A 26,867-nucleotide genomic window follows, 5' to 3' on the forward strand; every position below is an offset into this window, starting at 1 on the left:
CGGCACCTTAAAACACGACGTGATGAAATTACTTTTGTCCCATAAATTTTAAGACATGCCCTATGAGTAAAAAAGTTACCCTACTAGCTCTTGCTTTAGTAGCATCTACTTATGCTTTTAGTCAAGTGAATAGTGATCAAGTCGCAAGATTAAAAGATACAACAAATTTAAGTGAGGTGATCATCAATCAAAATCGATTGCAAATTCCTTTTACAAAACAAACAAGAAATATTCAAATTATCACGCAGGAAGATATCAAACGGTTGCCTGCACGCTCTGTTAATGAATTATTAGCCTATATAAATGGTGTCGATATGCGCCAAAGAGGGCCATTTGGTTCGCAGGCTGACGTTAACATTGATGGGGGGTCTTTTGAGCAAACACTTATACTGTTAAACGGAGCTAAAATATCTGATCCACAAACAGCACATCATTCGCTTAACCTTCCTATTCCAACAGAAGCAATTGAACGTATTGAAATTATTAAGGGTCCTGCATCTCGAATTTATGGTATCAATAGTTTAACGGGTGCGATTAATATTGTCACCAAATCAGCAACGAGCAACCTCATCAGTGCTCATGTATACACGGGAAGCTCTTTTCAAAACAGTGAGGATACAAAAACTGGAAAACACTATGGTAAGGGGTTCCAGTTGGGGATTATGAATAAGATCGCTAAGTTTGACCAGCAGCTTTATTTAGGACATGAAGATTCAAATGGACAGCGCTATAACACCGCATCAAAAAACAATAAAATTTATTATCAAGGAACTTATACTCCAGATAGCTTAAATAATATTGCAACCTCTATTGGCTACATCGATAATCAGTTTGGAGCAAATGGCTATTACGCTTCTCCTGGAGATAAAGAATCTTACGAATTGGTTAAAACAGCTTTTGCAACCATACAGTCAAAACATAAACTCACCGAAACAATAACTTTATCTCCTCGGATTTCTAATCGTTATAATGAAGACGATTACCGTTATTTTAGACATGACCTCAGTAAAGCAAGAAGCCAACATTACAATAATGCTTTTATGGCAGAATTAAATGCTACTTACGATCAAAATTACGGTTCATTTGGATTAGGGGTTGAAAGTCGTTTTGAAAATATAACCAGTTCCAATATAGGTAAGCACAGTCGTGAAAACTATGGTGGATACATCGAATTCAAGACTGAAATGATCAAAAATCTATATATCAACTTGGGTACTTATGTCAATTATAACAGTGACTACAGTTGGCAAGTATTTCCAGGAATAGATTTAGGATATGATCTGAATACGAATTGGAAATTGATTTTTAATATGGGATCGAGTCAACGTATACCATCGTTTACAGATCTGTATTTAAATCAAAGGCCTGCTAACATTGGAAATCCACAATTGCAAGCTGAAAGGGCTAAACAAATTGAAGGGGCTGTCAAATATACGAATGCGCATATCATTGCACAAGCTGGATATTTCTACAGAACAATTAATGATTTTATAGACTGGACGCGTTCTGCAAATACTGAACCTTGGCAACCACAAAACATGGATCACAATAAGGTACAGGGTTTTAATGCTAATATACGTATAGACTTGAATGCCCCAGAAGCTTACACAAAATATTATGCTACAGTGGGCTATAGTTACTTAAATCCTAAAATAGAGAATGACCATAATAATGCCTCTAAATATGCTATTGAAAGTTTGAGAAATCAGGTTAACGTAAATTTGACAGTTAGTCATAAAAACTGGAGTTTAACCACAGCTAATCGCTTCAATGAACGACTTTCGTATAAATCGTACTATATATCAGATATTCGTCTTGCAAATCAGATCAACAAATTAAATATTTATGCAGATGCACAAAACCTGTTTAATGTGAAATACATTGAAGCGGGTGCAGTACCCATGCCTGGCACTTGGTACACGCTGGGTGCAAAGTATACAATTGGCTATTAAAGTAACAACTGGGTAGCTAAAATAAAATGGCCCCAAATAGTTCGTCACTATTTGGGGCACACTAATGGAACTACCCTTTTGTTATTTTTTCTTCATTACATATTGGAGTCCCCCAATAATATGCTGTTGAAATTTTTCAGTATCAAAGGCATCTACAGTATGACCGAGACCGGTATAGAATGATCTTCCGCCATCAAACTCCTGATACCAGGCAATGGGATGAAATTTTCCCATCTTTCCTCCTTTATAACTGGTCTCATCCAATTCCATTAAAATATGAAGTCCTTTTTTCATTGATTTAAAATCATACCATTCGTCGCGATGAAACCAAACTTTAGGTAAGTGTTTCGTTGCTAAATGATCATGATCAACAACATTAATGTTAGCTTTCTGAACAGCTGGATGAGAAGCAAAATATCCACCAACAAGCTGTCCATACCAAGGCCAGCTATATTCGGTATCACTTGCGGCATGTATGCCTACAAATCCTTTTCCAGACTGCATAAAGCGAACAAATGCGGCTTTTTCACTTTCATTAAAAATATCACCCGTTGTGCTCAAAAAGACTAAAGCATCGTATTTTGCTAGCGTAGAGTCGGTAAATAAGCGACTGTCTTCTGAATGATCAGCCTTCATATTATTCCGTAAAGCTAATTGCTTTAATACGGCAACACCATGCTCGATGCTTTCATGCCTAAATCCTGTTGTCTTTGAAAAAATTAAAATTCGCTCCTGAGCACTCACCTGAGTTGCACAAAATGTTGTAAAAAGGAATACTATTTTTTTGAAAAGATTAGACATAACTATTATCAGGTTTATGCTATTAAATTACGATAAAAATCTAAACTTTCAATAATTAAATCTTCCGTAACAAAAATATCATAATCACATGATCCAATTTTACTCAATAAAGCAAACCCAATCTGATTAGAATGATTTTTCTTATCGTTATACATCAAACTGAGTAACTCGTGATCAATGGAATCATCAAATCTATAGTCATTGAAGTTTTTCCTAAATGTGGCAATTAAATCTTGTAGATCTTCCAACGGAAGGCCATTCAACTTGTGTGACAAATAAGCTTCGCAAATCATACCGATTGCAATAGCCTCACCATGAAGTAGGGATTGCTCATCATGAACTAATGAATAACCTTCTATAGCATGACCAATCGTATGTCCAAAATTTAATATTTTACGAAGCCCCTTTTCCTTTGGGTCTTGTGTGATCACCGTATTTTTGATTCCTACCGAATGTCGGACATATTCTGAATTAATCGCACTTACCTCAAGATTTTTGACCGTATTATAATAGGAAGCATCAAAAATCAATCCGTGTTTAATCACTTCTGCAAACCCCGAAACCAATTGCTTTCTTTCCAGAGTTTTCAAAAATAGGCTGGATATATACACGGCTTGAGGCTGAGTAAATGTACCGATGATATTTTTATAATTATCTAAATCTATACCAGTCTTACCGCCAACGGATGCGTCTACTTGAGATAATAGTGTGGTCGGAACTTGAATAAAATCAATTCCTCTTTTGAACGTTGAAGCAGCAAAACCACCCATATCTGTCACCACACCACCTCCTAAATTAATTAACAGACTGTGTCTATCTGCACCAAAATCAAGCATGGTATTCCATACACCGATACAAAAATCAATGTTCTTATTTTCTTCTCCAGGATCGACTTCAATCACATCAAAATTTCCGAGATCAGCCAAAATAGGTTGTAAAATAGGTAAACAATGATCACTGGTGTTTCGATCAACTAAGACCAAAATCTTGGAGTAATTTCTTTCTTGTATAAAGGTTTTTAGAGACTGTAATGAGTCGTCAAAGACTACTTGATAGCCTAAACTTTCTATAAATTGCATTTCTATTGCGTTCAGTTGATGTTTTTTATAAACAAATTTTGTTAAATATTATACCAATTTTACTTGTTGACCTTCAAATTCAACGATATCATTAGGCCTCACTTTCATTCTTTTCCTGTACTCCACCTCACCATTAACGATGACCATACCTTCAGTCACAACTAATTGAGCCATAGCACCATGTTCCACCCAGTTTAAAGCTTTAAGTAACTGAATTAATGGAATATATTCTCCTTCGATTTTGAATGTTTGCATACAGCAAAAATAAGTTAATATTTCAGGAATCTCCTAATCAATAAGTGGTAATATTTTTGAATTTACTACATTTGTGTGGATTAGATTAAAATGATGACACAGATTGTTGAAACCAGAAAACTATCTTTTGATAATACAGAAATTGCATTCAAAAGTAAAACCGATAAAGATTTAGATCGTGCTTATTTACTTTACAAAGTAATAGCTAGCAACTTTTTAGTAAAAGTCGGTCCTCCAATCACTAATTTTGCACTTAATATTGGATTACCTATTCAAGGAATCATCAAATCAACAATCTTTAAGCAATTCTGTGGGGGAGAAACAATTGAAGGTTGCACAGCAGCAATCAATCATTTGGGCGAAAATAACGTTGGTACGATTTTAGACTACTCGGTAGAAGGTGAGGATACAGAAGCAGCTTTTGATGCTACCTTTAAGGAAACCTTACGCACGGTAGTTGCAGCTAAAACTAATAAATACATTCCTTTTTCCGTATTTAAACCTACTGGATTAGGTCGTTTTGATCTATTTGAAAAAGTAAATGCAAACCAAACATTAACTACAGCAGAACAAGCGGAATACGACAGAATGTATGATCGTTGTGATCAAATTTGTAAAGCTTGTTATGAGGCTAATGTGAAGGTACTGATCGATGCTGAACACTCTTGGATCCAAGATGCTATTGATGATATCGCACGTGATATGATGGAAAAATACAATAAAGAACAACCTATTGTATACAACACCTACCAGTTATATCGCCACGACAAATTAGCATCATTAAAAGCAGATTTTGACTATGCTAATACACAAAATTTCTTCATAGGGGCAAAAATAGTACGTGGTGCTTATATGGAGATTGAGAGACAGAGAGCTGCAGAAAAGGGCTACCCATCTCCTATCCAACCAACAAAAGCAGCAACTGACAAAGATTATGATGCTGCTATCCATTTCATATTGGATCATATCGATCGGTTTGGCATGATGGCTGGTACTCACAATGAGGAAAGCAGTCTTTTACTAGCGAATGAACTGGACAAACGTGGTATCGACCATAGAAGTGATCGCATCTATTTTGCACAATTGTTGGGGATGTCTGATAATTTGACATTCAACCTATCTGAGTCAAACTACAATGTAGCAAAATATATGCCTTATGGTCCAATTAAGGCTGTAATGCCGTATTTATTTCGGAGAGCACAGGAAAATACTTCGGTTGCAGGCCAGACAGGTCGCGAACTGGGTTTAATCATAAAAGAAAAACAAAGAAGAAAAGCTAGTCGTTAAGACTAGCTTTTTTTGTAAGTTTGCAGACTTAAAATTTAGATATGTCACCTGAATCAATAGCGAAATTTAATAAACTTAATGAAATAGCGGAATCATACGAAGCCTTATTATTTGATGTAGATGGTACATTAGCCGATAATATAAGTGCACATAAAGCAGCCTATGTCGCTACGGCGCTAGAATATGATGTATTATTGGATGATGGCCTCATCGATGAAACTGCGGGCTGGCCTACTGTCGCGGTTGCAAAAGAAATTTGTATTCGCTATAATAAATCTTTTGATGTTCAAGAATTTTCAACTCGTAAATCAGCGATTTTTATAGAACGTTTTATTCAGGAAACCCAACCTATAGACTATGTTGTCGAACATTTAAAATTTCAAATTGGCAAAAAACGTATTGCAGCGGTATCGGGAGGATCTAGATCGACTCTAAATATCACCCTAACAGTACTTGATGTATTGGATAAATTGGAAACTTTGGTATGTGCGGGTGACACGCCTCATGGCAAACCCTCTCCAGAACCTTTTCTTTTGGCAGCGGAGAGATTGCAGATAGCTCCATCAAAATGTTTAGTTTATGAAGATGGAGTACCTGGAGTGCAGGGCGCTTTGGCTGCAGGAATGGGTGCTGTACGTATTGACCAGATTTAAAAGCTGGTCACCACTTTCAGACCTCCGTTGGTATAGTTAAAATCGGTAGACTTAAGTCCGCCAACAGGAAGTTTTACAAATGGTTCGACTGCTACAGACAATTTCTTTCCTACCTGCATCTTTTTACCAACAGAGAAATTGACAAATCCATTAAACTCGTTTGTATTGACCGCATTCCCCTTAAAGGATTGTTTCATATTTTCTGGTGCGTAAACTGCATTTCCATTATCTGCCGCAGTATTCTCATTTATTCCATTGACAAAATAATTTTCTTGCGTTTGATCCAAAACACCTATGTAAGATACACCAACGGAAGTATAGAAACTCTTCGTGACATGATAGCGTACATCTACGGGTATATCAATGGTCAAAAGTTTATTATTTACTGCACTTAATTCTTTATTTGGAGCTTGCTGTTTGGCCAATAGCAATGATTCATCATGTCTGACGATCGAATTATTGGATACAACTGCATTATAGGAGATATTTGCGGATTGCACAGCGCTTAAATTATCTTGACGATTTGCACCTGCACCATATTGTTGCATAGAAACTCCCGATCGAATACTGATTTTATCCGTGACTTGATATGCTAGACTTAAACCACCACCTAAGCTCATCTTATCCACAGTCGAAGACGGGGATACAAAGGCTCCTATCTCCCACTTTTTAATCGCTGAAGCAAAATCATGCTTTGCTGCATTACCAGGATATAAGGACCCGAGGTTTTCAAGTTTTTCAGCAATGGAACGAGTACTCTCGTTAGTGTTATTGACACTGCTATTGGTTACTAAATTATGATCCTTTACTCCCTCTCTCTTTGTTTCTACAACTTCTTTAATCGTTGAAGGTTGAGGATCTATAAAATCATTTCTTTGATCATGATTATTGAAAGTAGGAGTTGAAAAACTCAAGTCATGTCCAGCAGTAAGCATGTTATGCTCATCATGACCTATGGTACGAACAGGACTTTGATCAGTAGAATTGGAATTGGCTTCTGTACGATTTTTCTGCGGATCACTGAATGACCATGTCGGAGAATCGATTGTTGTATCTAAATCATCCTTTTGCTGAACCAGTTTTTCTGTTATTTTTAGATGTGCAACACCAGGTAAATCTTCCTGAGGTAGATGTCTTAGATATAAAAATGAAGCGCTGGCAATACATAATACTGCTGCAGCTGCACTCCAATACTTCCAATTAACTTGCTTTTTTGAAACAAGAGTAGTATGATCTGACGCAAATTTTTCCCAAGCCCCTTCTAAATAAGGAAGCTCATGAGCTTTCATTTTATCGACGATGTCGTCTATCAATTCCTTATCTTTTTCTTTTGTCATCTTAGTAACTACTTCTTATTATTTAAATTCCTGTCCTATCTTATTCTGTTCCAAATAAAGCATCCTTAGTTTTTGCTTTGCTCGAGTAAGATAAGTACGGGAGGTGCTATCGGGAATTAATAACTGCTTTGCAATTTCATCATGTGAAAAACCTTCAATCTCATATAAATTGAAGATAATACGTTGCAATTCAGGCAATGAATCTAATAACTTCATGATATCGCTAACCTCTAAATTACTTGAATTGTAAACCATGGGAACATGTATACTATTTTCTGCCACATCTTCTAATGAAATCATCTGCTTTTTTGATCGCAGAAAATCAATGGATATGTTGGCTGCAATTCTACCGATCCATGATCGAAATGATTTTTCTAACACTTCTTCTTCAACCAAATGATTAAAAGAATCTAAACGTCTGAAAATTCGTATAAATGCCTCATTTGTTAACTCTTCTGCATCTACATCGGATTTGACATAGCGAATAATGATAGCCATTAAGTATCCATAGTACTTTTTATAGACAAAAGCCTTCCCCTGCTCACGACCACGCAAACACTCATCCAGTGCACCTTTCAGTGTTTCTTGCTTTCCCTTTTTAAAGTATGATTGTATAATGCTCACTCAAATAAGACTATATTAATTTGCTAATCTTCATCTAAAATAATACTTTCTAAATTAAGATTCTAAAAGTCTTTATTTCAATTTCTGTCATGCTATTTATTAAGTACAGTTTAATAACGATCTCCAATAACATTATGCTACAGGATTATTTTATAAAATATAAAATAGTTTGAGCTCCTATAAATGCAAAAAAAAAGCTATTTTTGTCTGATTTTTATATTATTTAATCCTTACCAATGAGTACTGTATTATCCGAACAGGAACAATTAAGAAGACAGGCATTGCAATCTCTTGTGGATTTGGGTATCGACCCCTATCCGGCTGAAGAGTTTGAGATCAGTGCAAATGCTGCTGATATATTAAAAAATTACGATAGAGATAAGCTTAACTATAAGAATATAAGCATTGCGGGACGTATCATGAGCCGTCGTGTCATGGGAAATGCTTCATTTTTCGAAATTCAAGATAGTTCAGGCCGTATTCAAGCTTATATAAAACGTGATGACATCTGTCCTGATGAGGATAAAACGATGTATAATGTCGTTTTTAAAAAATTATTAGATATTGGTGACATCGTTGGAATCAAAGGCTATGTTTTTACAACTCAAACGGAAGCAATCTGTGTTCACGTTGAAAAATTAACAGTATTATCGAAGTCATTACGCCCTCTTCCAATTGTAAAAACTGCAGAAGGAAAAACATACGATGCTTTTACAGATCCGGAATTACGCTATAGAATGCGATACGTAGATCTTGTTGTTAATCCGCAAAATAAAGAGATTTTCGTCAAAAGAACGAAGTTGTTTAGCGCTATGCGTAACTTCTTTAATGAAGCAGGTTATATGGAGGTGGAAACTCCAGTTCTTCAGTCTATCCCTGGGGGTGCAGCAGCACGTCCATTTATAACGCATCATAATGCTTTAGATATGCCTCTATATTTGCGTATCGCAAATGAATTGTATCTGAAACGATTGATCGTGGGTGGTTTTGATGGTGTTTACGAATTTTCAAAAAACTTCAGAAATGAAGGAATGGATCGCACACACAATCCAGAATTTACAGCAATGGAAATTTATGTAGCTTATAAAGACTACAACTGGATGATGAAGTTTACAGAACAATTGTTAGAACACTGTGCAATTGCTGTAAATGGAACAACGAAAACGACATTCGGTGAACATGAAATCGATTTCCGTGCCCCTTATAAAAGGATTACTATGGCCGATTCAATTAAGGAATTTACAGGTTTTGATATCACTGGAAAATCTGAACAAGAAATTTTTGAAGCGGCTAAAGACATGGGAATTGCGGTGAACAACACCATGGGCAAAGGAAAATTAATTGATGAGATTTTTGGCGAAAAATGTGAAGGAAACTATATTCAACCGACGTTTATCACAGATTATCCAAAAGAAATGTCTCCATTGACTAAAAAGCACCGGGATAATCCAGAGATTACTGAACGTTTTGAATTGATGGTGTGTGGTAAAGAAATCGCTAATGCTTATTCTGAGTTGAATGACCCTATTGATCAGCGTGAGCGTTTTGAAGCTCAAATGGCATTATCCGCTCGTGGAGATGATGAAGCCATGTTTATCGATCAGGACTTTTTACGTGCACTGGAATATGGTATGCCTCCAACCTCTGGTTTAGGTATTGGTATGGATCGTTTAATCATGTTCCTAACCAATAATGCTTCTATTCAGGAAGTATTATTCTTTCCTCAAATGCGTCCAGAAAAGATTACGACAGTTGCTTCAACTGAAGATTATATAGCACTAGGAATTCCAGCTGAATGGGTGCCTGTATTACAAAAAATGGGTTTTAATACAATCCCTGAATTGAAAGACGCTAACCCAAACAAAGTTTTTAACGACTTAGGCGGAATGCGTAAAAAAATGAAATTAGAAATCGCAATGCCAACCAAAGACGAGGTGTTGGCTTGGTTTTCTTAAATCACGATTTAACCTATAAGGGTGCGATTATTAGCTTAATAATCGCACCCTTTTTATTTGAACTCTAATTTGATACATTCATGTCATTCGACAGTAATTGTTCCACAAACAAGACGATATCCAATAAATAAAGAGAAAAAGCATTTACCTATTTCATTATTTAATCCTATTTTTATAAGGATAAACATTAAAAATGAAAAATATACTTTCCATAGATGGGGGTGGGATTAGAGGTATAATACCAGCTTTAGTATTAGTGGTATTAGAAGAAATTCTTCAAAAAAAATGTAATGATCCTGATGCTCGAATTGCCGAATATTTTGATTTTATAGCGGGTACAAGTACAGGTGGTATTTTGGCCTGTATCTTATTATACCCTAGTGATGAAAATCCTTTAAAACCTAAATTTTCTGCTAAAGAGGCGCTCAATCTCTACGTTTCTCACGGTAGTGATATTTTTAAAACGACAAAATGGAGAAAATTTTTAAGCGAATTTGGCTTGGTAAGCGAATTGTATTCTGCTACTGCGCTTGAGAGTGTATTGCAACAATATTTTGGAGAAACGAAACTCAGTCAACTCATCAAGCCATGTATCATCACGGCGTATAATATAGAGCTCCGAAAGAATCATTTTTTTAGGCAACAAAAAGCGATCACGCATGGTACAGCCCGCGACTTCTATTTAAAAGACGTTTGCCGAGCGACCTCAGCTGCTCCTACCTATTTCTCTGTTGCTGAAATCTACTCCATAGCGGGAACGAGATATCCATTGGTAGATGGTGGGATGGTGGCTCAAAATCCATCCATTTGTGCTTTGCTGGAGGTGATGAAGGCTTTTGAAGATACGGAAATAAACGATTTATTTATGGTTTCTTTAGGCACAGGTATAGCAAAGACGGCCTATAATTATGAACATTTTAAGAAAAAATTAGCTATTCAGATCGGACCTGCCTTGGTGGATATCATGACTAGCGCCTCTTCTGAAAGCACAGAGTTTTTTATTGAACAATTATTCAAGTTTAATCGAAAATCAAAAAATTATGTTCGTTTAGAACCTACAAATATGTCAAGTGTCGAATCTTCTATGGATGCAGCTTCCCAAAACAACATCCAAAAGCTCATCTCTCTGGCAGATAGACTCATGAGTGAAAATGAAAATCAACTGAACCGGATCGTAGATCACTTGATCAAAGAAAATAATGCTAAAAACAAGAAAAATCCGTGGTCGAAGTTGATGGATAGGTTGTAAAAGTTTACATTTACGCATATTTTAAATCAATATGGCACTAAATATCGTTTGGATCTCCTTTTTTGTTATTGCATTCATTGTTGCTTTGATCAAGCTCATTTTTTTTGGTGATACCGATATTTTCATGAAAATAATCAATGGCATGTTTGACAGTGCTAAAAATGGGGCTGAAATTTCGTTAGGGCTAGTTGGTATGATGACGTTTTGGTTGGGTATCATGAAAGTTGGTGAAAAAGCAGGTATGATTACATTGTTTGCTAAAGCGGTTAATCCTTTTTTTAGTAAGTTGTTTCCTGGGATTCCAAAAAATCATCCTGCGAATGGTTCTATTATCATGAATTTTTCTGCGAATATGCTTGGTTTGGATAATGCCGCCACGCCCGTTGGACTTAAGGCAATGCAAGAACTACAGGAACTCAATCCTGAAAAAGAAACAGCAACTAATGCACAAATCATGTTTTTGGTTTTAAATACGGCTGGTATTGCATTAATTCCTACATCAGTCATTGCACTACGGATGGCTAATGGCGCTGCTAATCCTGCTGATATTTTTATTCCAGCCTTAATCGGAACATTTATTTCCTTTATATCTGGTATGGTAGCTGTTGCTTTTTTTCAAAAAATCAACTTATTTAAATTACCTATACTCATTTTTTTAGGGAGCTTTGTTGTTTTAATGGCTGCATTATATTTTGGTTTAAATGGCTTACCTCCTGAAAAAATTGAAATTGTTACTGGATTAATTGGTGGCGTTTTAATCTTTTCTATTATCATCTTATTTATCGTTTATGGTGCATTTAAGAAACTAAATGTATACGATGCTTTTATTGATGGGGCTAAAGATGGGTTTAAAACTTCTATTATGATTATTCCTTTTTTAATCGCTATTTTAGTTGCTATTTCTGCTTTTAGGACTACTGGATGTATGGATTATCTTGTAAATGCAATCGGGGCATGCTTTGCTTATTTTGGTCTAGACACGCGTTTTGTGCCAGCACTTCCGGTTGGATTGATGAAAACGTTAAGTGGCGGTGGTGCAAGAGGTCTTATGGTAGATGTGATGCAAGCGTACGGGGCTGATTCGTTTCAAGGTAGACTGGCAAGTGTTATCCAGGGATCTTCTGAAACAACTTTTTATGTTCTGGCTGTCTATTTTGGTTCTGTCGGTATTAAAAATACCCGACACGCTCTTATATGTGGCTTGATTGCTGATTTGGTGGGTTTGATCGCGGCTATTATTTTAGCCTATATCTTTTTTGGTTAAATTTTTCAATATTTATTTAGATGATAAAAACAATTGCTTTAATCGCGCACGATGGTAAGAAACCAGAAATGGTTGCTTTTGTAAAGGATCATATCGAGTTTTTAAGAAAGGCACATTTGGTCGCAACTGGTACAACTGGTTCTTATGTGAAACAAACAGGGCTTGAAGTGGAGCTAAAGTTAAGCGGTCCTATGGGTGGTGATGCACAAATTGCTGCTCTTGCTGCGGAAGGAAAGGTGGATGGTATCATCTTTTTTAGGGATCCACTTGGTAAACATGCTCATGAACCAGATATTCAAATGTTAATGCGGGTCTGCGATTTATATAATGTTCCACTGGCAACCAATCCAGCGACTGGAAGCCTGATCATCGAAGGGCTATTGGAAGATGAATAAGGATTTAAAAAACTTTAAATTCATACTATCCTAATTATTATTTATATTTAGAAATATGAACGATAACGAGATCTTGGTAACGATTGGCGATATTCCTTATACAACAACCATTACACATGGGAAAAATACCTTGATTGCTGATGAGCCACAAGAACTAGGTGGACAGGATAAAGGGGTTAATCCTCCTGCCCTATTACTATCTGCAATAGGCTCATGTAAGGCAATGACAGTAAAAATGTATGCCGATCGTAAAAAATGGAAATTGGAAGAGGTCAATATTAAACTTTCCTATGAAACTTTAAAAAGTGAATTACAACAAACAACCTATATAAAATGTCACCTCTCTTTTAAAGGAGAATTGGATCAGGAGCAAAAAGATCGTCTGCTACAGATCGCAGAAAAATGTCCTATTCACAAAATTTTGTCTAATCCAATTATCATTTCTTCTAATTTGATCTAAAAAAATCGATTAGAATTTTTGATTATATCCATCAGATGCTATATTTGTCGCCACAAAGAATCTATGAACATGCAAAATGAACAGCACACTCCAATTGACTCTCCTTTTACTTCAATAAAAAGAGAAAATTGGAAAAAACTGAATGGTCACTTGAAGCACAAATTTTCGCAACACGATTTGGATCAATTGCATGCACTCAATGAGCCTTTGAACGCTGAAGAAATTGAAGATGTATATTTTCCGCTAAGTCATCTTTTGGGTATTCATATTGAACGTTTTCAGGACTTGCATAAAAGTACAAACCATTTTTTTGAAAAAAATGAAAGTACACTTCCATTTATTATTGGTATTGCAGGTTCTGTTGCTGTTGGAAAAAGTACGACTGCCCGTGTACTACAACGGGTTTTGAGCTTACTTCCTAATAAGCCAAAAGTAGATTTAGTAACGACCGATGGATTCTTGTATCCTAATCATATCTTAAATGAGCGAGATATCATGAATAGAAAGGGCTTCCCTGAGAGTTACGATGCTAAAAAATTAATACAATTTTTATCGGCGATAAAATCAGGTATGGGATCCCTTTCGGTCCCCTTATATAGTCATCTTGAATATGATGTCTTACCGGACGATCAACAACAATTGATAGATCATCCGGATATCCTTATTGTTGAAGGGATCAATGTACTGCAAGTCAATTCGCAAAGACCAAGAAAAGGACACAGTGTTTTCGTTTCTGATTTCTTTGATTACTCCATTTACGTTCATGCCAGTGAGAAAAATCTATTAGAGTGGTATACCAATAGATTTGAGTCTTTACGACGTACAGCTTTCCAAAATCCAGCATCTTTTTTTCATCGCTATGCCGATATGAACGCAGAGGAGAGTATTCAGATGGCGCATCAAATCTGGAATGAGATCAACAAACCAAATCTAATACACAATATATTGCCGACTCGATATCGAGCAGATCTGATCTTAGAAAAAGGTAGTCATCATTTTGTTAAAAATGTAAAAGTTCGCAAAATCTAGTCTTCTCTAGAGCGAAATAATAACATTTCATTTAAGATTTCATTTTGAATCTGATGATGTAACTTATTGCTGCTGGATATGGTTGTCAGTTCAATTTTATATTTAACAAAATCCTTGCCCACTTCAGCGACTTTTATTTTAAATAAATCATTCCAAATAATGTTGCTATTTACTTTGAGCAGCGGTTTCAAATGGTTTTCAAAAGAAGTAATCTCAAGAGGTTTTTCTAAAGGAAGCTCAAACTTGACAATGAGCTTATTGGACTTTTGAGATGACTTATTCACCATAGTGGACGTAAATATCAGATTATTAGGAATTAAAACCACATCATCATCTTCATCCCTAACAACAATATTGGCTAAGGTAATATCAACGATCTTACCTTGATAATTGCTGATTTTAATATGATCTCCAATAGAAAATTGGTCAGAGAACATGACCAATAATCCACTTATCATATTGGTTATATACTCCCTAAAGATAACGGCTATCGCCATCGCGACAATGGTCATACTAGTAATGAATTCCTTTGGATCAATACCCAATGCAATCATAACCGTAACCACAATCATAGCAGCATTGAGCACACGCGCAACGCGTGAGATACCTAAAACAAAATTACCTCTGACATCGTGATTTGCATGTTTACGATTGTATAGCGAAACAATTAAAAATCGTCCAATAGAAATAAGCAGATTGGCAGTCAAAAATGTGTTTAAAGCATAAGCGAAATGTAGTATAATACGATTTTGTTCATAAAATGAAGCTAAACCAACAAATGAGTAGCTTAAGGCTAGCCAAAGAATGCAACGAACGACGAATGATAGGGACAATTTATTTTTAACCATTTAAATCTGATTTTCTTGAGGAACTAAACTAATCATTTTTCAATCAATATAGAAAAATGATACACCTAAAATTAAGTATATTTGCAGTAGACCAGCGGTCGAAAAAGTATGAAGGAAGAAACAACAACTGTAGAACTTACTGTAACTGGGATGCATTGCACGAATTGTGCAATAGCCATACATCAATATTTAGAGAAAAAGGATGCTAAAGATATATTTGTGGACTTTGCTTCAGATGAAGTGAAATTTTCAGGTATCGCACAAGAAAGTCTTACAGAAATAACCAAAGGTATAGAAAACTTAGGCTTCCATGTCGTAACCGATGAAGCGCCGAAAGAGCATTTTTACAAAAAAATAGAAACTAAATTTTGGTTCAGTCTGATTTTTACGATTCCATTATTTGCCCATATGTTTATCCATCACCCCTTGTTGCATGATCCTTATGTACAACTTGGGCTATGTATTCCTGTATTCTTACTTGGTTTCTTTCATTTTGGCAAAAGTGCATTTTTTTCCTTAAGGAATGGAATGCCAAATATGGATGTGCTTATATTTATAGGGTCGTCGGCAGCATTCACCTACAGTCTCATCGGTACCATCCAGCAGCTGGGCCCTGATTATATGTTTTATGAAACATGTGCTACGATTATTACTTTAGTTCTTTTAGGAAACTTGCTAGAAAAGAAGTCTGTCAAAAAAACAACCTCAGCAATTGGAGATCTCATCAAAATTCAAAATGTGAATACGACCAGAATCTCAGGTGAACATGAAGAAATAATACATACGAAAGATGTCAAACAGGGAGATGTTCTACTCATCAGATCAGGAGATCTCATCCCTGTCGATGGTGATATTTTATCTGGGGATGGGTTTGTCAATGAAGCTATGATTACGGGGGAAAGTCTACCTGTATTTAAAAAGAAATATGATAGCGTTATTGGAGGAACAACTTTAACAGATGGTAACTTTAAGATAACAGCGACTAAAGTAGGTCGTAAAACGGTACTTTCACAGATCATCTCCTTGATCAAAGATGCGCAATCAAAGAAACCTCCTATTCAAAAGCTAGGTGATAAAGTTGCCTCTTATTTTGTACCCTTAGTGGTTGTCATAGCGGTATTCACATTTTTCATCACGTATTTTATTGCTGAAATTTCATTGCAACAGTCGTTAATGAATGCCATTGCTGTACTTGTCGTCTCCTGCCCCTGTGCTATGGGGTTAGCAACTCCAACGGCAATCATGGTTGGATTGGGCAGAGCTGCAAAAATGGGAATATTAATCAAAGGAGGTGATACGATCGAAGAAATGTCAGAATTGAAGTATATGGTATTTGATAAAACAGGTACTTTGACAACGGGCGATTTTAATATTAAAGCAATCCAAACTTTTGGTATCGAACAAAAGCAAGTTGAATCTATTATCGCCCAATTAGAAAGTTATTCGAATCATCCTATTGCAACCTCTATACGCCAACATATGACAGAGGTGAAAGCATACCGCATCATCTTTCAAGATGTCAAAGAGATTAAAAGCGAAGGCATCTATGCAACAGATACCAACAACAATGCATACAAACTGATCAATGCACGATTAGGAAAAGTTGATTATTCAAACCGTTATGACTTGATATTATCTATCAATGACGTTGTTGTTGCGGGACTGGTTATTGAAGATCAAATAAAACCTTATGCAAAAGAATTGATTCAGGCGATTAAAGCTAAAAACATTATACCCGTCATACTGAGTGGCGACCGCAAAACTAAATGTGATCAAGTGGCTCAAAAACTGGGAATAGCAGAAGTTTATTCTGACCGCAATCCAGAAGAAAAATTAAACATCATCAATCAACTAAAAAAAACTGGTATCACCGCCATGGTTGGAGATGGAATTAATGATGCCCCTGCCCTAACCACAGCTCATGTTGGCATCTCTTTGGGAGATGCAAGTCACATTGCCATTCAATCGGCAAAAATTATCTTATTGAACTCTGATCTAAAATCCATTGAGAATCTATTACTTATTGGTCGACATACCTTACAAACAATCAAAGAAAATTTATTTTGGGCTTTTGCTTACAACATCGTGGCAATACCACTTGCAGCGATGGGATTTTTAGGTCCTATGCTGGCGGCATTCTCTATGGCATTTTCAGATGTAATTGTGATTGGCAATTCACTTCGACTACGTTTTAAAAAATTAAGATAGAGAGCAACTGTGATTAGATTTTGATTTTAAAATCAATAAAAAAATAGACTATTTTTTTCACTATCTTGAACCTCAAAACATTCGCTTTTGAGGTTATTTTTTTGTAACTTCGCATGCGTAGCAATCCGTGTAGACGGCATTGTTTAATAGTTTTATCGAAACCAAATTAATATGGCTGAAGAAACAGAAAATGATAATAATTTAGTGCCTGCAAACGATCGAATTATTTCGGTAAGTATAGAGGATCAAATGAAAACTGCTTACATTGATTATTCAATGACAGTTATTGTTTCTCGTGCATTACCAGATGCTAGAGATGGCATGAAGCCTGTACACCGTCGTGTTCTTTATGGCATGTTGGATTTAGGTGTTACAAGTAGTAAACCTTACAAGAAGTCGGCACGTATCGTTGGTGACGTTTTAGGAAAATACCATCCACATGGTGATACTTCCGTATACGATGCAATGGTGCGTCTCGCGCAAGATTGGAACATGCGCTATCCTTTAGTGGACGGGCAGGGTAACTATGGTTCAGTCGATGGAGATCCACCTGCAGCAATGCGTTATACAGAAGCAAGATTGAAAAAAATTGCTGAGGAGATTTTATCGGATATTAATAAAGATACAGTTGACTATCAGTTGAACTTTGATGACTCTTTGCAAGAGCCAACAGTATTACCTACCCGTATTCCTAATTTATTAGTAAACGGAGCATCAGGTATCGCAGTTGGTATGGCGACAAATATGGCGCCGCACAACTTGACAGAAGTCATTAATGGTACAGTTGCTTATATTAATAACCGCGATATCGACATTCCAGAATTAATGCAATACATCAAAGGCCCAGATTTCCCTACTGGTGGTTTGATATATGGTTATTCGGGAGTGCAAGATGCTGAAAATACAGGTCGTGGTCGTGTGGTCATGCGTGCAAAAACCGAAATTGAAGTATCAAAATCTGGTAAAGAATCAATCGTTGTAACAGAGATTCCGTATCAAATCAATAAAGCGAATATGATTGAACGTACCGCTGAATTGGTTAATGAGAAAAAACTAGAAGGTATTTCAGCTATTCGAGACGAGTCCGATCGTACGGGTTTACGTATTGTCTATGATATCAAACGTGATGCTAATGCAAATGTTGTTCTCAATAATCTATTTAAGTATACTGCTTTACAGACATCGTTTTCAGTAAATAACATTGCACTTGTCAAAGGAAGACCAGTGTTGATGAATTTGAAAGATATGATTCAGGTATTTGTCGATCACCGTCATGATGTAATTACACGCCGGACTCGATTTGAATTATCTGAAGCAGAAAAAAGAGCGCATATATTAGAAGGATATTTAATTGCACTAGATCATTTAGATGAGGTTATTAAACTTATCCGTGCTTCTGCGACTCCTGAAGATGCCCGCGTAGGTTTAATGGAGAAATTTGGTTTATCAGATCTCCAAGCTCGTGCTATTCTAGATATGACGCTTCGTCGTCTAACTGGACTGGAACATGACAAAATCAAAGAAGAATATGCTGAATTAATGAAAACAATCGAATACTTAAAATCTGTTCTAGCAGACGAAGGTCTTCGTATGCAAATCATTAAGGATGAATTGATCGAAATCAGAGAGAAATATGGTGACGAACGTAGATCGGTTATCGTACACTCGGCTGAAGATATGCGTATGGAAGATTTTATTGACGATGAAGAAATCGTGATTACAATCTCTCACAATAGTTATGTAAAACGTACTCCACTTACTGAATATAAACGTCAAGGTCGTGGTGGACGTGGATCTATCGGTTCAACTACACGTGAAGAAGACTTTACGGAACACATCATTACAGCTTCGGCACATAATTACATGTTGCTATTTACAGAATCTGGACGTTGTTTCTGGCTTCGTGCATTTGAGGTACCGGAAGGAAGCAGAACTTCTAAAGGTCGTGCTTTACAGAATATCATCAATATTCCAAAAGACGAAAAAATTAAGGCCTACATTTTAGTGAAGAATTTAAAAGACCAGGAATATCTGGAGAATAATTTCATCATTATGTGTACTAAGAAAGGTACAATTAAGAAAACATCTTTAGAAGCTTACTCTCGCCCTCGTGCTAATGGTATTAATGCTATTAACATCAACGAAGGAGATCAATTATTAGAAGCTTGTTTAACGAGTGGCACTAGCGAAATTGTAATGGCATTACGCTCTGGACGCGCTATTCGCTTCAACGAGTCTACGGTTAGACCAATGGGAAGAACAGCTACTGGTGTCCGTGGTATCACTTTGGGTAGTGAAACTGATGAAGTAATTGGTATGATTAGTGTAGATGATCCAGAGACTACGGTACTTGTTGTTTCGGAAAAAGGTTATGGTAAACGTACTGACATCGAAGATTACCGCGTTACAAACCGTGGTGGTAAAGGTGTGAAAACAATTAGCGTTACAGAAAAAACAGGTAGTTTAGTGGCGGTAAAAGGTGTTAACGATACTGAAGATTTGATGATCATCAATAAATCAGGAATTGTTATTCGTATTTCAGTAGAACAACTAAGAGTAATGGGACGTGCTACACAAGGTGTACGTTTGATTAATCTAAAAGGTGATGATGAAATCGCATCTATTACTAAAGTAGATCGAGAAGAAGAGGAAGAAGAAGTGATCGCAGATGAAGATGGTGAAATGCCAACAACAAAAGATGGCGAAGCTTCGACTGAAATAACAGAAACCGATCAAGACGAAAAATCTGAATCTAACGAAGAATAAAATAGAATGAGAGCATTATTGACATCATTAATACTGTCAGCTTCAAGTTTAACTGTTGTTGCCCAATCCAATATCAAGGAGGGCAGCAACAGTTTTGCACTTTATACGCAAACTGGAGATATAAAACATCTTGAAAATGCACGAAAATTTAGTGATGCTGCATTTAAAACTCGAAAAGATTCATCTTCTGTTCGGAATAATATTTTAAGAGGATTAGTTTATAGTTCCTTTGCTGTGGCAGATTCAACAAGAAAACAGAAATATACCCTCGACCCTATTGATGAAAGTCTAAATACATTAAAACTGATCAATAGCAAAAAGGCTTATAAAAATTTTCCAACTGAAGTTGACTATATCAAACAAAATTTAGCAACGTCTTTAATTTACAAATCAAATATTGATTTGAAAAATAACAAGTTTGATGAAGCTTACAAAGGATTTCTTAAAGTAGATTCTCTTGGTTTTAAAAATGCTGACTTAAAATTTAATTTAGCAACGCTAGCGGTAAGTAGCAAAAGATATCCTGATGCCATTAAATACTATAATGAGTTAATCAAACAGGATTCTCGCAAAGCGCAATATTATCTGGAACTAGCGGCGGTATACGAGAAAATTGGCACCAAACAAGATGAACTTAACACATTGACAGCTGGTCGTCAACAATTTCCTCAAAATAAAGAGATTCTTTTTAAGCTAATCGATATTTATGCTAAAAATGAATCTTATGACGCTGTTTTGCCTATCATTGATGAAGCGATCAAATTGGAACCTGAAAATGTGGAGCTAAATTATCTAGCTGGATATGCATATGAAGACGCTAAAGATATTCGAAATGCAAAACAATATTACAACAAGGTTTTGCGTTTAGATGCTAATAATTATCCATCAAATTTAGCTTTAGGACTTATTTATTTGAAAGATTTCCTAAAGTCTAAAACAGACGAAGATAGACAATATGCACAAGCATATCTGCTGAAAGCAAATGAAATTAAACCATATGATGTTAATGCACTTAAAGCCCTATCTACTTACTACAATGCGATAGAAGATTTTGTACAATTAGATCGTGTGAATATATTATTAAATCAATTAACAGTTAATTAGAGATGAACATTAAATCATTATTATTATTGGCAGCTATTGCATCGGCAGGAACATCTGTGTATGCACAAAAAAATAATGTTAATAAAGCAAAAACGGGTATAGCCAAATTTGAAGAACTGAAAGGCGCAGGTACTCCACAATTAGCTTTGCCAAATTTAAAAACTGCACAAGAAGCTATTGATCTTGCTGTTGTTCATGACAAGACAAAAGATAATGCCGAGGCTTGGACGATCTATTCTTTAGTATATGCTAATTTAGCTAATTTGGATAAATCTACGGAAGCTGCAAAAAAAGCAGAAGATGGAATTGCTAAAGCTAAATCTTTGGATACTGATGGTGCAAATAAAGATAATATACGTGTGTCGGAGCAAGTATTAGGTCAATATAATTTTAATATCGGTGCTGAAGAATATCAAGGTCAAAAATATAAAGAAGCTTATGACTCTTTTGAAAAAGCTTTGACATATTTACCAGGTGATACCACATTAATTTACTATGGCGGTATTTCTGCATTACAGGTGAATGATTACGGTAAAGCAATTGCAAAATATAAGCAATTGATTCCTGTGAAAGAATTTTCTTCTCACAAACAGGTAGTGGTAGATCTTCCAAAATTATATTTATCAGCAAAAGATACAACTTCAGCATTAGAATATGCTGCTAAAGCGGTAGAATTATATCCTGAAGATAATGCTGCGGCAGTTCAAAATATTGAGTTTAACTTGATTACTGGACGTGAAAAGGAAATTTTAGCTGGTATCACGGCACAATTAGCAAAGGATCCAAATAATAAAAGTTTAAATTATTATTTAGGTATTGCTAATTCTGCAAATAAAAATGACGCTGCTGCTATCGAGGCTTATAAAAAAGCACTAGCTATTGATCCTGATTATTTTGAAGCAAATACCAATATCGCGATTACAATGATGAACGGTGTTCGTGAAAAATTGAATATTTTGAATAATGATAGATCATTGAGTCAAGCAAAATACAATGAAGGGGTTGCTAAGATTAAAGAAGAGATAAAACCTGCATTAGTATATTTAACAAAAGCAGTGGAGCTGCAACCTAAGAATGTTGATGCTTTAACAAATCTAAAAAACTATTACGTTTTCATGCAAGATGAAGCAAAAACTTCAGAAATTACAGCTAAAATCAATGCTTTAAACTAACATTGAAGATTGATACAGAAGAGGGGATTGCTAATTACAGCAATCCCCTTTTTTTTGTGCAGTTATTAAAAATTTCATATTATATGCAAAATTTAAAATAAAACTTGAATCTCAATAAATAACTCTGCATAAAGGACCAAATTACTTTTTAAAACCTTTAACTTAAATTAACATCATTGAAAAAAATATTTGTTACCTTTATACAAATAATAAATTAATCAATTTAAGCTCTGTATGTAAATTTAGTTTTACCATTATTTTTAACCAGAGTTAAACGATCTCAATGAAAACAACAATTAAATTTAATAATGTTAACACATTATTTTCCAAATCTTTAAAGGAAAGAATTAACGACTACTTCAAAACTAATAAAATTCAAAAAACAGGAGAAAAAAGAGTATTAACAAAAGCAATTATCCTGTTTTTAACGGCTATATCTTTCTATATCATATTAGTTGTCATTCAACCTCATTGGTTAATCAGTGTTGTTGTTTTAATATTGTTAGGTATTAACTTTGCTGCGATTGGATTCAATGTGATGCATGATGCCGGTCATGATACTTTTTCTAACAGTAAAAAACTAAACAGCGCTTTGTCTTACAGCCTTAATCTTATGGGCGGCAATATATATTTTTGGAAACTAAAACATAATATAGCACATCATACTTATACCAATATTGAAGGTGAAGACCATGATATTGATATTAAATTTATGCGTGTGCACAAAGACCAAGAGTTAAAGAAGCACCACTCCTATCAAAAGTATTATTTTATGCTTTTATACAGTATATCTTATTTAGCGTGGATATTTTACCAAGATTATGAAAAATATTTTCTTGAAGCTATGGGTAGCAGAAAAAAATCATTTGACTTCCCTTTACGCGAAAAAGTAATATTTTGGGTAAGTAAAGTTGTTCATCTTAGCATTTTTATTGTTATCCCTGTTTTAGTTGTTGGTTGGGTGCCTACTTTAGTGGGATTATTGATATCGGGCATTGCATGTGGTATATGTTTGGCAACAGTTTTCCAACTGGCTCACGTCGTAACAGAAACAGAATTTGTTGCTTTAGAACAGACAACAGATCCAACTAAAATGGAAAATGAATGGATGATCCATCAATTGAGCTCAACAGCAAATTTTGCTACAAAAAATAAGTTTTTGACTTGGATATTAGGTGGTCTAAATTATCAAGTGGAACATCATTTATTCCCAAAGATAAGTCACATACATTATCCAGCCATTAATAAATTGGTGAGAGAAACTTGTCAAGAGTTTAATGTTAAATACTTGGAATATAAAACATTAAATTCGGCTTTTAAATCACATGTTAATGTGATACAGTCCATGTCAAGATAAATAAATTTAAAGATATTCAAAAAGGCTAATCTTAATCGGTTAGCCTTTTTTTTATCTAAACCTGATCTTACTTAATGAGTATTTTATACTGAAAAAACATGATCGATCATAAGGTGGGAAATAGTCGTGATCGACAGCAGAATAAAGCTTATAACCGTGTCTATTTTCACCTTAAATTAGATATCCTAACCCTATCTTATTGTTTCTCCATTCTAATAAATCAATTGGCAAAAATAATATAACATCCCAGAAAGAACATCATATATCTTTCTTTAAGATCCAGATTAATCGGTATTAAAAAAGCCGTTGCAAGTATTGCAACGGCTTTAAGAAATATAATTATGTATTTGTATTCGAGCTTAGAAAGTGAATTTAACAGAAGCATTCCATGTACGTCCCCATCCCATCAACACGTAGTTTGAAGTATCAATGCCTTTCCAGTATGTGGCACCTGCTTTAGACTCAACATTTGAAGTAGCTTCAGAAATATACAACTTGTCCAAAACATTATTCATATTAACACGGAAACTGATCGCATTTTTCTCACTCACAGCAACTCTATAAGATATACCCGCATCTAACAGATCATAATTCGGTAATTTCATTGTAGGTGTATTACTCGGTAATGCACCGTATAATCTTTCATATCTTCTGTAATCAGCATCTACAGAAAGACCTTTTATGATGAATACTTTAGCACCAGCTCCGAATGATGTTTGTGCAGCATCACCCACTTTAACACCTGTTAAATCCCTTACTTTATTCTCTAATACAACGCGATCCTCGTTACGGACGATAGTATTGGATTCACCATCATATACCCACTTACCTACTGAACCGAAACCCTTTAATTGTAAGAAAGAAAAAGGACGTGTCAATAATTCCAATTCTACACCTTGGTGATCCTGTTTTACACCATAGTTTGTATTGTAAATAAGACTACCAACTTGAACTAAGTCAGCTCCATATTTATCCACTTCTTTTTGAGTAGCAGTAAAAGAGCTACCAGTTGTACGGTCAGCCCAAGTTGTACGGTACGCATTTACGCTTAAATCAAAATATCTAGAATTATATTTATAACCTAATTCTAATCCTAAGATTTTTTCATTAACAGCATATGGATTAACATCATTTTTGTAGTTCATGAAGATATTGTTCTGGTAAGGTTGACGTGAATAATATCCCGCATTACCAAATAACGTATGACCACCTAATGTATAACTTAATCCTCCTTTAGCATTATATCCAAAATTGTTAACAGATTCTGATTTACCTTCACCGATTTTGTATAAAAATACATCATTACGGCTATTGTGCTGTTGCGATACCGATCCTTGCGCAAATGCTGTGAAACCATCCTTCGCATATTCGATCTGTCCAAACAAACCCGCGTAACGAATAATTTGTTCGTAATCCCAAGCTAAGCGATCTTTAGCATCAGTTGGTTTATCTGACCATGTTTTCCAAGGATTTGTAGAATACTGATTTGAAGTAACGGTCAATCCAGGTAAATTTACATTGTCTTTATGTGATATACTTGGAGCTCCTAATAGATCTGTAACTTGTCTATAGTGCTCTCCTTTGTAGTCTCGTAAATCAAATCCAATATTAAAGTTTAAATTATCGTTTAATTTACGGTTATAGTTAGAAACTACACCATACCATTGGTGATTATTAACATCAGCAGCTAAATAAGGAACTTTTTCTTTAGAAGCATCATTACGTAGTGACTGACCGCCACCACGAGCCATAGAAGCATATACAACCGTTGATAACGATGATTTATCATCAATTGTCCAATCCCAGTTTAAATTAGCAACTGGTTTATGATAATAATTTTTACGTGGGTTAGTCTCTACCCCGTTAATTATTTTTATGTTATCATTATACTTTCTTCCTTCTTTCAAGAAGTTAGATAATTCGGAAGTATAACCTTGATTGTGCCATTGAGGAGCACCTGTCACCATTAGATTTAAGTTGTGCTTCTCGTTTACCTTATAGCCAACAGATAAAAAATAGTTTTGACCAGCACCTTCAGTACCTTTCATGTACCCATTACCTTGCCATCCTGTAACCATTGCTGAGACAGCGAATCCGCTTTTCATTAAACCTGTGTTATAAGCTATGGTTGATTTTACAAACATATCGTTACCGATCGTTGTCTTAATAAAACCACTTTGTTTCATATCTGTCGACTTAGTAACAAAGTTTGTTGTACCACCAACAGAAGAAATCGCTAATTTTGAGGATCCTAAGCCACGTTGAATTTGAACAAGAGAAGCAATATCTGTCAAACCGCTCCAGTTAGACCAAAATACACGACCATTGTCCATACCATTGATCGGTTGACCGTTTAATAAGAAGGCAGTATTAGATTGATCGAATCCGCGAGTGGTCATCGAAGACTCTCCAAAACCACGCGCTTGACTTGTCACATATACAGATGGAGTATTAGCCAAAGTCGCCGTGATATCTTGTGCACCTACTTTTTCTTCAATTTCTTGTTGAGAAATAGTGGAAACAGCAATTGGCGTTTTACGATCTTCAGCAATGTCAATCAAACCACGACCTACCACAACAACTTCACCCAAATTTGTTGAAGATGATTCTGCAAAAACAGGGTCTAAATGTAGTGCTTGACCGGCTTTCAAGAACACATTTTCGTAAACAAGGGGTTTTTGACCAATGTAGGTAACCTCAATTTTGTAAGGCCCTCCTTCTTGAAGATTTACGATGTTAAATTGTCCGTTAGAATCTGCCGATCCGCTGAAGGTGGCTCCGCTTGACTGGTGTGTAACTTTAATGGTTGCACCTGTCGTTGTTTGTCCAGTAGATTGTTTGACAACCCCTGTAACACTACTTGTTGTTGTTTGTGCATGGATTGTGCCATAACTTGCAACAGCAAGAGCAAAAAAAAGTAGAGACTTTTTCATGTAAGATGTGTTTGATATAGTTTTGATGGTGCAAAAGTAAAACTCCCATACCTATTTAACTAATTTTAACATCAATTGCATGTGTTAAAACATGCTTTTTGTTGCGTTAAATTTTAACAAAAACATATAAAAAACGCAT

Annotated in this window: 21 protein-coding genes; 14 read left to right on the forward strand and 7 right to left on the reverse strand. The window is 35.5% G+C overall.

What is annotated here, in order from left to right:
- Window positions 1-62 precede the first annotated feature (62 nt).
- Window positions 63-1,952: a TonB-dependent receptor plug domain-containing protein gene (locus B3P23_RS07460; protein ID WP_293925283.1), complete on the forward strand. Its 1,890-nt coding sequence runs from the start codon at window positions 63-65 to the stop codon at window positions 1,950-1,952.
- A gap of 81 nt (window positions 1,953-2,033) precedes the next feature.
- Here B3P23_RS07460 and B3P23_RS07465 read toward each other — a convergent pair whose 3' ends face one another.
- The 3 genes from B3P23_RS07465 to B3P23_RS07475 are packed head-to-tail and all read right to left on the reverse strand — an operon-like array spanning window position 2,034 to window position 4,087.
- Window positions 2,034-2,753, reverse strand: coding sequence for a ThuA domain-containing protein (locus tag B3P23_RS07465; protein ID WP_248754131.1), 720 nt, complete (start codon window positions 2,751-2,753; stop codon window positions 2,034-2,036).
- Window positions 2,754-2,767: 14 nt separating this feature from the next.
- Window positions 2,768-3,832, reverse strand: coding sequence for a 3-dehydroquinate synthase (gene aroB / locus B3P23_RS07470; protein ID WP_293925284.1), 1,065 nt, complete (start codon window positions 3,830-3,832; stop codon window positions 2,768-2,770).
- Between the two features lie 48 nt (window positions 3,833-3,880).
- Window positions 3,881-4,087 (reverse strand): RNA-binding S4 domain-containing protein, encoded by a 207-nt coding sequence (locus tag B3P23_RS07475; protein WP_045753558.1) that lies wholly within the window; start codon window positions 4,085-4,087, stop codon window positions 3,881-3,883.
- Between the two features lie 93 nt (window positions 4,088-4,180).
- Between B3P23_RS07475 and B3P23_RS07480 the strand changes: the two genes are divergently transcribed.
- Together B3P23_RS07480 and B3P23_RS07485 are read left to right on the forward strand one after the other, a co-directional pair.
- On the forward strand, window positions 4,181-5,374 hold the full coding sequence (locus B3P23_RS07480) for a proline dehydrogenase family protein (protein ID WP_045755412.1): 1,194 nt from the start codon (window positions 4,181-4,183) through the stop codon (window positions 5,372-5,374).
- Between the two features lie 41 nt (window positions 5,375-5,415).
- Window positions 5,416-6,027, forward strand: coding sequence for an HAD family hydrolase (locus B3P23_RS07485; protein ID WP_045753559.1), 612 nt, complete (start codon window positions 5,416-5,418; stop codon window positions 6,025-6,027).
- On the opposite strand, the gene B3P23_RS07490 is transcribed toward B3P23_RS07485, so the two are convergent.
- Complete coding sequence (locus B3P23_RS07490) at window positions 6,024-7,364, reverse strand: hypothetical protein (RefSeq protein ID WP_260949918.1); 1,341 nt, start codon at window positions 7,362-7,364, stop codon at window positions 6,024-6,026. The two genes, B3P23_RS07485 and B3P23_RS07490, sit on opposite strands and share 4 nt — an antisense overlap.
- 18 nt (window positions 7,365-7,382) lie before the next feature.
- Window positions 7,383-7,988: an RNA polymerase sigma factor gene (locus tag B3P23_RS07495; protein ID WP_045754491.1), complete on the reverse strand. Its 606-nt coding sequence runs from the start codon at window positions 7,986-7,988 to the stop codon at window positions 7,383-7,385.
- 236 nt (window positions 7,989-8,224) lie between these two features.
- Here B3P23_RS07495 and lysS point away from each other — a divergent pair, with 236 nt between their 5' ends.
- The 6 genes from lysS (at window position 8,225) to coaA (ending at window position 14,340) form a co-directional block, all read left to right on the forward strand.
- Complete coding sequence (gene lysS / locus B3P23_RS07500) at window positions 8,225-9,943, forward strand: lysine--tRNA ligase (protein ID WP_094771630.1); 1,719 nt, start codon at window positions 8,225-8,227, stop codon at window positions 9,941-9,943.
- A gap of 193 nt (window positions 9,944-10,136) precedes the next feature.
- Window positions 10,137-11,192, forward strand: coding sequence for a patatin-like phospholipase family protein (locus tag B3P23_RS07505; protein ID WP_045754489.1), 1,056 nt, complete (start codon window positions 10,137-10,139; stop codon window positions 11,190-11,192).
- A 31-nt stretch (window positions 11,193-11,223) separates the two neighbouring features.
- On the forward strand, window positions 11,224-12,456 hold the full coding sequence (locus B3P23_RS07510) for a nucleoside recognition domain-containing protein (RefSeq protein WP_293925285.1): 1,233 nt from the start codon (window positions 11,224-11,226) through the stop codon (window positions 12,454-12,456).
- 20 nt (window positions 12,457-12,476) lie between these two features.
- Window positions 12,477-12,851, forward strand: coding sequence for a methylglyoxal synthase (locus B3P23_RS07515; protein ID WP_045754487.1), 375 nt, complete (start codon window positions 12,477-12,479; stop codon window positions 12,849-12,851).
- A gap of 55 nt (window positions 12,852-12,906) precedes the next feature.
- Complete coding sequence (locus B3P23_RS07520) at window positions 12,907-13,311, forward strand: OsmC family protein (RefSeq protein ID WP_045754486.1); 405 nt, start codon at window positions 12,907-12,909, stop codon at window positions 13,309-13,311.
- 63 nt (window positions 13,312-13,374) lie between these two features.
- Complete coding sequence (gene coaA, locus B3P23_RS07525; protein ID WP_248754137.1) at window positions 13,375-14,340, forward strand: type I pantothenate kinase; 966 nt, start codon at window positions 13,375-13,377, stop codon at window positions 14,338-14,340.
- On the opposite strand, the gene B3P23_RS07530 is transcribed toward coaA, so the two are convergent.
- Window positions 14,337-15,188 carry a mechanosensitive ion channel family protein gene (locus B3P23_RS07530; protein WP_045754484.1) on the reverse strand — a complete coding sequence of 284 codons (852 nt, stop codon included), beginning with the start codon at window positions 15,186-15,188 and terminating at the stop codon, window positions 14,337-14,339. The genes coaA and B3P23_RS07530 overlap by 4 nt on opposite strands.
- A 108-nt stretch (window positions 15,189-15,296) precedes the next feature.
- Here B3P23_RS07530 and B3P23_RS07535 point away from each other — a divergent pair, with 108 nt between their 5' ends.
- The 5 genes from B3P23_RS07535 to B3P23_RS07555 all read left to right on the forward strand — a co-directional run bounded on the left by B3P23_RS07535 (window position 15,297) and on the right by B3P23_RS07555 (window position 23,795).
- The gene (locus B3P23_RS07535; protein ID WP_045754483.1) at window positions 15,297-17,396 is read left to right on the forward strand and encodes a heavy metal translocating P-type ATPase; all 2,100 of its coding nucleotides are present in this window, start codon (window positions 15,297-15,299) and stop codon (window positions 17,394-17,396) included.
- A gap of 171 nt (window positions 17,397-17,567) precedes the next feature.
- Window positions 17,568-20,162: a DNA gyrase subunit A gene (gyrA, locus tag B3P23_RS07540; protein ID WP_045754482.1), complete on the forward strand. Its 2,595-nt coding sequence runs from the start codon at window positions 17,568-17,570 to the stop codon at window positions 20,160-20,162.
- 6 nt (window positions 20,163-20,168) lie between these two features.
- Entirely contained in the window at window positions 20,169-21,266 is a 1,098-nt protein-coding gene (locus tag B3P23_RS07545) for a tetratricopeptide repeat protein (RefSeq protein ID WP_094771633.1), read from the forward strand.
- Between the two features lie 2 nt (window positions 21,267-21,268).
- Window positions 21,269-22,438, forward strand: a complete 1,170-nt coding sequence (locus tag B3P23_RS07550) for a tetratricopeptide repeat protein (RefSeq protein WP_248754139.1) — start codon at window positions 21,269-21,271, stop codon at window positions 22,436-22,438.
- Between the two features lie 283 nt (window positions 22,439-22,721).
- The gene (locus tag B3P23_RS07555; protein ID WP_045754479.1) at window positions 22,722-23,795 is read left to right on the forward strand and encodes a fatty acid desaturase family protein; all 1,074 of its coding nucleotides are present in this window, start codon (window positions 22,722-22,724) and stop codon (window positions 23,793-23,795) included.
- Window positions 23,796-24,154: 359 nt separating this feature from the next.
- Here the strand turns inward: B3P23_RS07555 and B3P23_RS07560 are convergent, their stop codons facing one another.
- Window positions 24,155-26,728 (reverse strand): TonB-dependent receptor, encoded by a 2,574-nt coding sequence (locus B3P23_RS07560; RefSeq protein WP_293925286.1) that lies wholly within the window; start codon window positions 26,726-26,728, stop codon window positions 24,155-24,157.
- Between the last annotated feature and the right edge of the window lie 139 nt (window positions 26,729-26,867).

This window comes from Sphingobacterium sp. UBA6320 (assembly GCF_002440335.1).
GTDB lineage: Bacteria > Bacteroidota > Bacteroidia > Sphingobacteriales > Sphingobacteriaceae > Sphingobacterium.